The sequence below is a fragment of the Colwellia sp. PAMC 20917 genome (assembly GCF_001767295.1).
Taxonomy (GTDB): Bacteria; Pseudomonadota; Gammaproteobacteria; order Enterobacterales; family Alteromonadaceae; genus Colwellia_A.
Window position 1 is genome coordinate 4,272,285 of record NZ_CP014944.1, and the last position, 11,586, is coordinate 4,283,870.

12 protein-coding genes, 1 pseudogene and 1 riboswitch are annotated in these 11,586 nt (G+C 35.8%); of the genes and pseudogenes, 12 read left to right on the forward strand and 1 reads right to left on the reverse strand.

Annotated elements, in window-relative coordinates; all coding sequences use genetic code 11:
- The first annotated feature begins 91 nt into the window (after positions 1-91).
- The 12 genes and pseudogenes from A3Q34_RS18290 to A3Q34_RS18345 all read left to right on the forward strand — a co-directional run bounded on the left by A3Q34_RS18290 (position 92) and on the right by A3Q34_RS18345 (position 10,165).
- Positions 92-577 carry a hypothetical protein gene (locus tag A3Q34_RS18290; RefSeq protein WP_070376643.1) on the forward strand — a complete coding sequence of 162 codons (486 nt, stop codon included), beginning with the start codon at positions 92-94 and terminating at the stop codon, positions 575-577.
- A 124-nt stretch (positions 578-701) separates the two neighbouring features.
- The gene (locus tag A3Q34_RS18295; RefSeq protein WP_070376644.1) at positions 702-1,166 is read left to right on the forward strand and encodes a hypothetical protein; all 465 of its coding nucleotides are present in this window, start codon (positions 702-704) and stop codon (positions 1,164-1,166) included.
- Between the two features lie 470 nt (positions 1,167-1,636).
- Entirely contained in the window at positions 1,637-2,212 is a 576-nt protein-coding gene (locus A3Q34_RS18300; protein ID WP_157471048.1) for a hypothetical protein, read from the forward strand.
- Between the two features lie 228 nt (positions 2,213-2,440).
- A pseudogene (locus A3Q34_RS21295) lies at positions 2,441-3,973 on the forward strand (transposase).
- 289 nt (positions 3,974-4,262) lie between these two features.
- Positions 4,263-4,772, forward strand: a complete 510-nt coding sequence (locus tag A3Q34_RS18310; RefSeq protein WP_070376646.1) for a hypothetical protein — start codon at positions 4,263-4,265, stop codon at positions 4,770-4,772.
- Positions 4,773-4,898: 126 nt separating this feature from the next.
- The gene (locus A3Q34_RS18315; protein ID WP_070376647.1) at positions 4,899-5,276 is read left to right on the forward strand and encodes a MerR family transcriptional regulator; all 378 of its coding nucleotides are present in this window, start codon (positions 4,899-4,901) and stop codon (positions 5,274-5,276) included.
- Positions 5,277-5,340: 64 nt separating this feature from the next.
- Positions 5,341-5,730, forward strand: coding sequence for an organomercurial transporter MerC (gene merC / locus A3Q34_RS18320; protein ID WP_070376648.1), 390 nt, complete (start codon positions 5,341-5,343; stop codon positions 5,728-5,730).
- Positions 5,718-5,933, forward strand: a complete 216-nt coding sequence (locus tag A3Q34_RS20980; RefSeq protein ID WP_070376649.1) for a GDCCVxC domain-containing (seleno)protein — start codon at positions 5,718-5,720, stop codon at positions 5,931-5,933. Before merC ends, A3Q34_RS20980 begins: the two co-directional genes overlap by 13 nt.
- A 172-nt stretch (positions 5,934-6,105) precedes the next feature.
- Complete coding sequence (locus A3Q34_RS18330; RefSeq protein WP_070376650.1) at positions 6,106-6,888, forward strand: penicillin-binding transpeptidase domain-containing protein; 783 nt, start codon at positions 6,106-6,108, stop codon at positions 6,886-6,888.
- A gap of 764 nt (positions 6,889-7,652) precedes the next feature.
- On the forward strand, positions 7,653-7,925 hold the full coding sequence (locus A3Q34_RS18335; protein ID WP_070376651.1) for a DUF4242 domain-containing protein: 273 nt from the start codon (positions 7,653-7,655) through the stop codon (positions 7,923-7,925).
- Positions 7,926-8,238: 313 nt separating this feature from the next.
- Entirely contained in the window at positions 8,239-8,865 is a 627-nt protein-coding gene (locus tag A3Q34_RS18340) for an MSMEG_1061 family FMN-dependent PPOX-type flavoprotein (RefSeq protein WP_070376652.1), read from the forward strand.
- A 468-nt stretch (positions 8,866-9,333) separates the two neighbouring features.
- A riboswitch (cyclic di-GMP riboswitch) is annotated at positions 9,334-9,428 on the forward strand.
- 308 nt (positions 9,429-9,736) lie between these two features.
- Positions 9,737-10,165 carry a hypothetical protein gene (locus tag A3Q34_RS18345; protein ID WP_070376653.1) on the forward strand — a complete coding sequence of 143 codons (429 nt, stop codon included), beginning with the start codon at positions 9,737-9,739 and terminating at the stop codon, positions 10,163-10,165.
- A gap of 273 nt (positions 10,166-10,438) precedes the next feature.
- Here the strand turns inward: A3Q34_RS18345 and A3Q34_RS18350 are convergent, their stop codons facing one another.
- Positions 10,439-10,969 carry a hypothetical protein gene (locus tag A3Q34_RS18350; RefSeq protein WP_070376654.1) on the reverse strand — a complete coding sequence of 177 codons (531 nt, stop codon included), beginning with the start codon at positions 10,967-10,969 and terminating at the stop codon, positions 10,439-10,441.
- Positions 10,970-11,586: the final 617 nt, after the last annotated feature.

Consider the following 11,586-nt stretch of genomic DNA (forward strand, 5'->3'; position numbering starts at 1 on the left):
ATAACAGTTGGTTTTGTTCGCTTCGCTCTCTATTATAATAACCAACTGTCATTTGCCTCTTAAAACGGCGTTATATTTCAATAGGGACACTATGCGCATTCTGATAGTTTTATTTTTATTTTTATTTATCTGCCTTTCAGGCTGTGTTGGCTTAGCTGTTGGGTCATATGGAACATTTGAGTCAAAAAAAGATAGCTTTCATTTAACTGAGCAAAGAAATAAACAAGGTTACGGTGAAAAAATATCTTATTCAAAAGAGCAAGTAATATCACTTTGGGGCGCTCCCGATGAAATAATTACTAATGGTTCTTGTGATGTTCTTTCATACCACGATGGGTATAATTGGTCTGGTGTCGGTGCATTTGTACTAATTGTACCTGTACCACTAGCTTTACCTAGCGGAACTGATGAAACTAAAATTTATTTTAAAAATAATCAAAGTGTAAAGCTTGTTTCTGAGTACGGTGAAATTACAGGAATGTTTGGTTATATGTGTGGCAGTAACGAGTGTGGCTTTAAAGCTGGTGCAGTAAATACAGATAAAACTCGAATTGTACCTGTTACTTGGTGCGAGTAATTGAAATATAACAAAAAAACAAACAAGGACACGTAACAGTTGGCTACGTTTCGCTTCGCTACACAATTTTAGCCAACCATTACTTAGCCTGTTATTTGGGCGTTAGGCATACAAGGAGAGTTCAGTGAAAAAATTAACTTTAGTATTCATATCCCTTATTTTATCTTTTTCAATTTCTGCAAATGACAAGTTGACGGCAGATCAGTTAATCGAAAAAGCAAAGGCATTTGTATCAGCCAAAAATGCACGCCAACAACCAAATACAACCACTAAAGAAATAGACCATTATATATCGCTATTATCTGATAATTTCATCGATGAACATGTTAAATTCAAGTTTACGTATACTGATAAAACGAAACTCCGTTCAGATATGATTGGTAAACTAAAAGATGAAGTTATAAACAGCAATATTGAGATAAACGAAATTATGGTAGGGGCTAATGTTGTTTTTATAAAAATGACTGAAATGGGTAAAGTTAAGCCTGCACATTTAGATAAAACCATTGAATATAGTAAAACTAATATTGTCTCATTAGAGTTTAACGAATCAGGTTTAGTAAAGCATATCCGCCGACATCACGGTTAATGTATGCCTACAAGCATTTCAAGCGGGACTGCTAACAGTTTGCTCGGTTTCGCTTCGCTACACATTTTAGCAAACTATTATCAGCCCCTTAAATGGGCGTTATGTTTCAATCAGAGTATGCAAATTTAAATGGCTCAGTGTAAAAATGCAAGGCCGATATTGTTCCCCTAGAAGTTAAGGTGGCAATGAACAAATCATATTTTGTTTGCCCGGTTTGCAAACATAGAATTAGTAGCTTTAGTCTAAAAGGTTTATTGATCTTTATCGGTGGTGTAATATTGTTATGGGCTGTTCTTTTTATACATCATCACATGACAAATTAACTTTTTAGTGTTGTGTATTTGAAACATAACAAGAAATTAAACAAGGACAAAAAAACAGTTTGCTGTTTTCGTTCCTCAACATTTTAGCCAACAATTTTTTGCCTGTTAATAGGGCGTTGGTATAGTTTTACATTTGAGATTAGTTATATGGAAAAAGTATCAGTAGTTTGTATTTTGTTGTTAGTCACTAGTTGCGCTAAGACCATTCAAGTTCCTAGTAATAAATTAGGAGATTATCCTTCAATTATGGAGATATCATCACCTGACCTTAAAGGGTATATCGCAATTCCTCTAGTTAGCAATAAGGTAGTCGATGTGTCGATTTATAATAATGACACCTGCTCAATTGGAGGAAACAACTATAAAGGTGAAACTTTGGGAGAAGGAACATTAACTCCATCTGATTATGCCCAAAAAGTTTCTATCCCTTCTAATACATGGCTAGTAATTCAATCGGAATCGGAAGAGTTTATGGCGGGGCAATTTTCCCAATGTAAGACAGCGTTAAGGTTTTATAGCGAGATTGGAAAGAATTATATATTTAGATTTAAACCAGGAAAATCTTTTGGCTACCTTACCTGTTCAGGTAGTTTAACAGAAGTTATTGTAAAAGAAGGTATAAAAAAAGAAGTAGAGGTTTCCTCTGTATTACATGGAACTTTAAATTATAAAGGTTTTTGGGAAGGTAATAAATTAGGTGAAAACCTTTGTCAAGGCTCATAAATAGCCTAACAAGCAAATCAACAGGACTAAAACAGTTGGCCGCTGCTCGTACCTCGCTATTTTCGTCCAACAATTTTAGCCCGTTATTTGGGCGTTGAGGCTGTAGAATTTCTCCAAAAGGTACATTTTCAATGTTCCTTTTATTATTTTAAACTTGTTCGTTTTTTAACCTTGCCCCGTGATCTTGTTTGAGATCTAATAGATATTATTCACTGACAGTAAAATGTTATGGCGAACTACAAACCCGATTTATCCTGCCAAAGTAAATTCATTCCCATTGATTTTTCAGTACAAATTGTTCCCGGTACTTTTGAATATGCGCTTGCGCATATTATTGATAATCATCTCGATTTATCAGGTTTTGATGCTTGGTATCATAATGATAAAACAGGTGCTGCGGCATACTCCCCAGCCGTGATGCTAAAAATCATATTGTTTGCCTACGCTCGTGGATATATTAATAGTCGCCGTATCGCTAATGCCTGTGAAACTAACATTACTTTCATGAGTTTATCAGGTGATGCCCAGCCGCACTTTACATCGATTGCCTCATTCGTTGCTCGCATGAAAGACCAAATAGCACCGCTGTTTACACAGGTTTTGATGATTTGTGACAAAGAATGCCTGATTGGTAGGCGCATGTTTTCAATCGATGGCTGTAAAATCAAGTCTAACGCCAGTAAAGAATAGAGTGGCACCATTGAAGAGCTAACGCGTAAAGAGGCTAAGCTGCGCCGAGCCAGTCAACGTATTCTAACGCGGCATCAAGCCCAAGATGGCTTGAATGAAGAATAGGTTGACCATGACCTAAAGCAAAAAGCCAAACTCGATAGTAGCGTAGAGAAAATCCAGCAATTCTTATCATGTAACGAAGATAAAATAGGTAGTCAAGGCAACCCCGTTAAAAGCAATATCACCGATAACGACAGCGCCAAAATGACGACGAGTAAAGGAACCATCCAAGGTTACAACGGTATTGCGATTAACGACGACAAACATTAAATAATCCTTCAAGCGCAAACATGGGGCAGTGTTGGCGAGCAGCAAACCTTAAAACCTGCTGTAGGGCAACTCAAGCAACAACTCAATAACCTAGGTACGCCAGATACCTTTTCCACCGCTAAGTTTACTGCCGACAGTGGTTTTCATAGTGAAGTTAATCTAGCGTATATGGCAAGCACTGGGCTTGATAGTTACATGGCTGACAATGCCTTTATAAGTCGTAATCCACTATTTCAAGTCAGTGAAACCTATCCTTTAGAAAAAGAAAAACGACGATTAAAACGCAGCCAAGGTAAACCTAAACAGTTTAATAAAGATGACTTTTATTTTGATAGAAGTACCAACACCTGTCGTTGCCCAGCGGGCAAAGATATGTGGTTACAGGGTAACAACATTATTATGGTTGGGAAAAGTTACACCCGTTTCACTGGTTATTTAAAAGACTGTAAGGTGTGCCCACTGAGACGGCAATGCATGCGTAAATCGCCAACGAAAACGGGACGACAAGTGCAGTTTGTTAACGAGTGCTCTGCAAACATCATCAGCTACAGTGACAAAATGAAGGTAAAAATAGACAGCAGCGCAGGACGGCGACAGTACAGTAAACGATTGGGTACTATTGAGCCGGTATTCGGTAACATCACAGTTAATAAAGGCATGAATAAATTCACTCTACGGGGACAAGAAAAAGTAAATGCTCAATGGCAAATGTATTGCCTTGTTCATAACATAGAAAAGTTAAGAAATAGCCTGCATTAAGGCGAAAAGCCTTGAATTTCCGCACGAAAAGCGCATCAAAAGCCGAAAGTCAGCTATCACACCATGATCAACGATGTAAAAATAAAAACAATCCAGTTAGAGTATTTTTATTAAAAATACTTTAAAAACGAGTAATTCTACAGGCTCGTTGGGCTCATGGTAATATCAACTAAGGAGTAGTATGAATAAAGTATTGATTGTCTTCGGATTACTTATGCTTACGGGATGAGCACAACTCCAAATAGGACATAAAGAATTTTATAGCCAAGTTTCACCCAAGAAATATCCGTTGACATCAAATGTTATGGTATTTGAATACAGTAATGTTGATCTAAATGAGCTATACGAATTACTTTACTCTGATCTTCTAATTATTGGTAAATCAAGTTTTAACGGTCCATATGAAAATCCAACCCAAGCTTTATTTTATGCTAAATCAATAGGTTCAGACGTTTTTATAACAACGGCTCAATTTAAAGAAACACGAACATCTTTTATGAATATGACAACACTAACATCAAGTACCACTTATATTAGCGGTTATAACGGTAGTGGCTCTGTTTATGGCACGGCAACGACATACGGCACAAAAAAAACTACGATACCTATTCGAGTTAATCGCTTTAATCAAGAAGGGTTTTATCTAAAAAACCTTAATAATATTGACGTTTTGTGGGAAAGAACTATCGATCAATATAAGGAAACTGTTCATAACTCTATTTCTGGTATTTGGGAGAATGGGAGTTACCACATAAATGTATTTCAATCAGGAAAGCAAATTGTTGCATTGACCATTTGAACTCAAGGCTCAAAACAGGCACTCACCGTTACTAGCTATAATGACTTAATTGAACGATAAGCAATGATTTAATATACTTCATTTCACAGATTGTAAAATCATTTAAATTTATAAGTGACTATAGGTATGAAGACAATTGGTAAGCTCGCTAAAGAGTTAGATATAAATGTTGAGACCATAAGGTTTTATGAAAAAAAAGGGCTTGTTTCTCAACCAATAAAGCCAGAAAATGGTTATCGTTTATATAGTAGTGCTATTGCAGACAAGCTTAGGTTTATTGCTAAAGCAAAAGCTCTTGGCTTTACATTAAAGGAAATATCCTCATTAATGTCTATGGAGAATAACTGCGCCCAAGTAGAAAGTCTAGGTTTGCATAAATTAGATATAATTCGAAATAAAATATCTAATTTACAGCGTCTAGAGAGTGTTATTAGTAAAATGACTAATTCATGTAAAACCAATCAAGACCAATACTCTTGCCCTATTATTGACTCATTAAAGTAATTGTTGACTCCGTATCTATATACGGAGTTTATCGTGATTATAAATTACTTAGGAATGATTCTATATGATAAACAAATTACTCGATAAAGTTGGCTCTGGTGGGGTTTGGATAGCAGCTCTTAGTTGTACTGCCTGTTTTCCTGCATTAGGCTCTTTGGCATCAGCACTTGGCTTGGGATTTTTTTCGTCTTTTGAAGGCGTTGCAGTAAATACTTTACTACCTATTTTCGCTACCCTTGCGTTACTCGTAAATATATATAATTGGTATCGCAATAAAAGCCATTTAAGAGGTGCTTTAAGTATTCTTGGTCCTACAGCTGTTTTACTAACACTATATCCTCTTTGGCAATATGGTTGGAGTACCTATTTATTCTACTTTGGCATAAGTTTAATGGTCGTAATGTCAGTATTAGATATTGTAAAACCTATAAAGGATCGAATATGCAAAGTATAAAATTAAACTCAACAATAACTTGTCCTGAGTGTGGTCATAGTAAAACAGAAAAAATGCCAACCAATGCCTGTCAGTGGTTCTATGAATGTGAATCATGCAAAGTATTATTACAGCCTTTAAAAGGTGATTGCTGCGTTTTCTGTTCTTATGGAACTGTTAAATGCCCACCAATTCAAGAAGGACAAGATTGCTGTAATAGCTAACCGTCTATGTCTGCTGTGGTGTAATTTTTGCCAGTAATGAGAGAATTATTGGTTCGGTCAAATCTATGTATTCTGAAATACCTATAGTTGACGTAACTATTTGAAATAGCTTAATGTCAGCTTAGTAACAAACAGTTGGTTGTTGAAAGCATAATAATTATATTGGATAAAAATGATAAAATTTAAAAAGTTATTAATTTCTTTACTAGGGTTTAGTTTTTCGATGGCAACTCATGCTAATTCTTTATGTCATAGCTCATGCACCTTTGTTTTAAAAAGTGAACAGTCTGGTGAATACAGCATTATAAATCCCGAAAGAGCTGTTAAGCGAATGACACCTTGGTCAACATTCAAAATTCCACATTCCCTTATAGCTTTAGATACAGGCGTCATTAAAAATACTGAAGTAGAGCTTACTTTTGATATAGCGGATTATCCAATTCGAAAGTGGTGGCCTAAAACTTGGTATGAAGCACCTATTTCTTTAAGGGAGGCTTATAAGTATTCGGCAGTTCCTATCTATCAAGATACAGCAAGTCAAATTAATAAAAAGAGAATGAGTCAATACTTAGCTAATTTTCAATATGGTAATCAAGATATATCATCAGGTATTGATAATTTTTGGTTGAATAAAAGTATAAAAATAAGTGCTAAAGAACAAGTCGACTTCCTCCAACGCTTATATAATCATAAGTTAGCAGTATCGAAAAATTCATTGATGCAGTTAAAAGACATCATGTTAGCTGAATCTACCGAAGATTATAAACTATATGCCAAAACGGGAGCTGGTGGGGGCGCTAAAGATAAGGCCCTAGGCTGGTATGTAGGGTTTATTGAAACCAAGAAAGACACTTATTATTTTGCTTTAAATATTGATGGCAAGTCTTTCAAAGAGGTCATCAAAACTCGAATTGATGCTGCAAAAGAGCAATTATCGTTAGCGGGTATAATATAATTTAATAATCACATAACCACTTCAGAATAAAATGCCCTGTTGGTACTAAGCTAGTGTTCGTTTTATGATGAATGTCGGCAAGTGGTATTGTTAACTGTCAAGATGAAGGTAGCTCAAAGTTTAATGAACACTAAAAATAGCTCAGGAAACTATTGATGTTAACTATATCGTATCTTTGCTGTCGTTAGGTATTAGTTGAGCCTTAGGGCAACTGCTAGCCCACGCTGTGTGATAACTCTCAGCTTACAATTTTTATGCAACGCTACGTAAATTCAAAGGTAGTTTGACGCCAAACTTATTGCAGATTTAAATCTACAGAGCATTTTTTCGTTGATATTTCCGAATTACGCAAGTTCAAAATAGTTTTCACACAGCCTGAGCCAAAAGCGGACATTCGATTAACAGTATTTTAGGTATTAAATTTTTATGAGTCTACGCTTTGGGGGGCACATACCGCCTTAGAATTTATGATCCCTTTGTGCGCAGTACTGACTTTAGCAATAAGATTTTTTTGCAATATATTTTCTAATGAATTATTCAGGCCATATTACTGGAAGTATCAGTAATAAACCAAAATCAATGCAAGTCATGACGAAAGTTAAAGTTACGACCTGTAAGTCTTTGAAATAATATCTGAATTAACATCAGTTAAATAAAACTTATGGGGCGGAATTACTGAAAAATCAGCCATGATAAGCGTTAGTTTGCCAAATAACTTCACCTTCGACTATAGTTATTACTCCATAAAGAAAAGGAGATAAATAATGCCAAAATATGTAATCGAGAGAGAAATTGAAGGTGCAGGAAAGTTATCATCATATGATCTTAAAGGGATATCACAAAAATCCTGTAATGTTTTAGATGAATTGGGTTCAAAGGTTCAATGGGTTCATAGCTATGTTACAGATAATAAAATCTATTGCGTTTATATAGCACCAGATGTTTTATCTGTTCAAAAACACGCGGATATGGGCGGTTTTCCTGCTAACTCTATCTCGGAAGTTAGGAGTATCATTGATCCAACAACATCTGAGTAAATGGTAAACTATAAGTCGTTAAAGCAACAAATAACGGTTGGCTTTGTTCATGCGTCGCTTATTTTAGCTAACATATTATTTGCCTCTGAACGAGGCGTTGAGGCTGTAGAATAACTAATTCAGCCAAAACTGCTAATGTTTTACTCCTGTATCGCGTTGTAGACGATTAATTCGATATAGGTCATGCATTTAGTCCCCTATTTTATGGGGTGATTTATAATAAAAAAGTTATTCTACAAGCTCGTTATGTTCGACAAAAATTCAGAGCGACTATTACATAAAATATCTAACTATGATGGGCGAGGATGAGTAGATGATTCAGTTTTTGGATGTTATTGAAAGCAGAGAACAGTTTAGAGAGTTAATGGGAGAGCCAAGTGAGAAAGTTACTCGCAAAACGCTCGGTAAATTAGATAACCATTGCCAAAATTTCATTAGTCGATCACCTTTTATAATATTAACTTCAGCAGATTCTTCTGGCAATCAAGATGTTTCACCAAAAGGCGACCCCGCCGGCTTTGTCATGATACTCGATGAAAATACGATCGCAATTCCAGATCGACCCGGAAATCGTAGAGCCGATACCTTTGAGAATATTTTGCAAAATCCTAATGTGGGCATCATTTTCCTTGTCCCTGGAAAAACAGAAACTCTTAGGATAAGTGGTACTGCTAAGATCGTAAGAGATGAAAAATTAAGAACATCGATGTCAATTAAAGGTCGCTTACCAGACTTTGCATTAGTTATTGAAGTGAAGGAAGCCTTTTTTCATTGCTCTAAATGCATGATTCGATCAAAATTGTGGAAATATGAAGAGTGGGCAAATCTCGACGGTTTGCCTCTTTTAGCAGAGACAATGGTGGATGCTGGAAAGTTGGACCTTTCTGTTGAAGAAATGCACCAAATTGTATTGAATGATGAAAACGAACGTTTGTACTAGCTAGATCGGAACATAACAACAAAATCGACAAGGACTCTGATCTGTGTGAAAACTCCCGAAGGAAAAATTTTATGCAACGCTACGTAAATTAATAGGTAGCTTTAAATTAAATATAATACAGAATTTAATCTAAAGAACCTTTTTCCGTTGGTTTTAACCAATTACTCAAGTTTGAAATAGTTTTCACACAGGCTGGGCTAGTTGAACATGTCTCTAATGATCACTAGCTTGATGTTAATAAAGATACGAATATAGTCGTTTCACTATTTCGTTTTTATGACTTTTTGGTGCTGACATTTATTTCAACTAGTAGTGCAATACTTTTTCTAATACTTCTTGTGCTTTAAATGGAAATAAATATTAGTTTACTGATACTTTGAGCTCCGACACTATTAGAACTTAATTGATCAGTGATACTAGCAATTTTCTATACATCGATTAACAAATCGGTTAAAATTTTTTAGCATCAGTTGAAAAAGGCAAACTAGGTTAAAGTCTAGGACGCAAAGCCAACGGTCTAAGGAAATTTAGCAATTTTTTTCTATGATAGCGTAGCTACCGACACTGGAGTATTGAATAATTAACACTCACTTCAATATCCTCCTTTTAAAATGATTGACATAATCGTCCCTGTTTCAGCATGCACCCTTAATTAACTATTTAATAATTAGTGAGAAAATCATGTGTGATGAACAAAAAAGATATTATACCGCCAATTGGATCGTAAAATTTGAAAACAAAAGTTTTGTGCCTGGTGTAAATGGCCCCCTCTTTATTTAACAAACGCTGAAGCCATACCATTATTAAAGCTAGGTGCTATTTTTGAAGTAAAAAATAGTAATAAACTTCTATCCAACTCAAGGTGTGTCCAATGAACACAATAAAACAATTTATCATCGTGATTTTTATCACTTTGGCTGTTTGTAGTTGTAGCTCAGATACCGAAGATACTGCTGAAAGTGTTGGGATAGCGTTTTTCGATGCTCTTTATAATCAAAAAGACATAAAAAAAACGACTGCTTTATGTACTCCTATTTTTGCCAAAGAAATTAATAAATACATAACGACTAAAAATGCAGCCCGACGTTTATTCAATATGTCATTTGATTCAGTTAAAATTGATGCTGCATTAGGGGATTTAAAAGTTAGAGAAGACTTCGTAAATTCAGGAAGTTTGACATTCTTATTTACTGGTGTCCGCAACGGAAAAATATATAAAGAATTAAAAAAAATTAAGCTAATTAAGAAAGGAAATACATGGTTGGTAGATCAAATATTGAAAGATCCCATGCCTAGATAAATAAGCATATAACCGACTAAAACTATAAGAGTACCTTTATAAGATCTAATCCAAACCACTGTTTCGATTCTAATGTCTAATGTCTCGAATGTTGCAAAAGTTAGAGTTATAAGTTGGGAAGTTACCGTCGCCTATGAGCTTAAAGCTCACAACAGACCATACTTAGTTCTCCTTTAATAATGGAGAACTATCATGTTACCTTTAACAATCCCTCCTTCAACATCAGAAGGTCCGACCTTTAACTGGGCACTTTTATTTGGTCCTTCGTTTAACTTATTTCCTATCCGCCACAGGAATCATTATATGTGCATAATCGGTTTTCCCCCACATCACATAAGGACCTCCTGCTTGGGGATCATTGGTGATGCCCTTAAGAGCAGCTTTAGGCACAATGATCATCAGGTGCGGTCCTTCCTTAATAAAGTCGGGCGCATTCATATGGTCTGCGTGGTAGGGGGTGGAATTTGACACGCCTCCATCGCCCTGTAACATATAGGAAAACCCCATTTTGGTTGCCGTGAAAGGGGCTTTAGTGCCCACTGCGCCCATCATTTCCATCCACACCGCATCGTTGCACATTGGCGCATTGTCATCGGGCATGGTTTCCGGCAAGCAAATCCAGTCGTTGCTTCCTTCTACGAGAATTTCTCCACGATACATTATTGTGGCATTGGCACTAATCATGGATGGTGCTGCGGATCTGGCTTTCGTGATCAGGATATTGTTATCGGCTGCTTGGACTGTGCCAGCAATCAAGAGTACAGCAGTGGTAATTAAAATTTTCTTTTTATTTAGCTGGAACATCAGCATTCTCCTTGGTTAAGTTCATATAAAGAGTAGAACACATTTCTTGTTTTTGCTTAAAAATCGAACAACTGAACTAACAATAATAAAAATACAAGATTTTTAGAACGATTGTAATTGTTTAAAACATGCTGTCGGTGATATCACCGACAGCAATGAGCTTGTAGGATGCATATACGCATCGACACTGATTTTTCATTACCCTAACTGGCTCCTGAGCCACACAGCGGTCGTTCACGTAATTGTATTGGCATGAATTCAAAGTGCGTTAAACAGAAGTTATCAGAAAAAAATTCTACACTAGATTTTAGACAAATTTTACTATAGATACATGATTACTTTTATCACACTGAAGACTTTAGGATTTGGGAATTTATACTGAAAAGTTTTGTATTTTTTGGCTAGCTGAAGTGATCTCTAATGATCACTAGCTTAATGTTAACAAAGATACGAATATAGTCCTTTTGGTCTGAATAAACCTATAATTAGGGTATTCAGATCATGTACCTATTTCATACGAATATTGATACGATATCATTTCGATGGTCACCGCTTTACTTTGATGTCATAGGTATGCCTTAACTTAAAAACGAATACTCAGGCTTGTGTAAACGCTA

Excerpts from the sequence above, each read along its gene's own strand:
- merC (WP_070376648.1), top strand. The coding sequence starts at position 5,341 with ATGATAAACAAATTACTCGATAAAGTTGGCTCTGGTGGGGTTTGGATA.
- A3Q34_RS18290 (WP_070376643.1), top strand. The coding sequence starts at position 92 with ATGCGCATTCTGATAGTTTTATTTTTATTTTTATTTATCTGCCTTTCA.
- A3Q34_RS18330 (WP_070376650.1), top strand. The coding sequence starts at position 6,106 with ATGATAAAATTTAAAAAGTTATTAATTTCTTTACTAGGGTTTAGTTTT.
- A3Q34_RS18340 (WP_070376652.1), top strand. The coding sequence starts at position 8,239 with ATGATTCAGTTTTTGGATGTTATTGAAAGCAGAGAACAGTTTAGAGAG.
- A3Q34_RS18300 (WP_157471048.1), top strand. The coding sequence starts at position 1,637 with ATGGAAAAAGTATCAGTAGTTTGTATTTTGTTGTTAGTCACTAGTTGC.
- A3Q34_RS20980 (WP_070376649.1), top strand. The coding sequence starts at position 5,718 with ATGCAAAGTATAAAATTAAACTCAACAATAACTTGTCCTGAGTGTGGT.
- A3Q34_RS18335 (WP_070376651.1), top strand. The coding sequence starts at position 7,653 with ATGCCAAAATATGTAATCGAGAGAGAAATTGAAGGTGCAGGAAAGTTA.
- A3Q34_RS18345 (WP_070376653.1), top strand. The coding sequence starts at position 9,737 with ATGAACACAATAAAACAATTTATCATCGTGATTTTTATCACTTTGGCT.
- A3Q34_RS18350 (WP_070376654.1), bottom strand. The coding sequence starts at position 10,969 with ATGTTCCAGCTAAATAAAAAGAAAATTTTAATTACCACTGCTGTACTC.
- A3Q34_RS18315 (WP_070376647.1), top strand. The coding sequence starts at position 4,899 with ATGAAGACAATTGGTAAGCTCGCTAAAGAGTTAGATATAAATGTTGAG.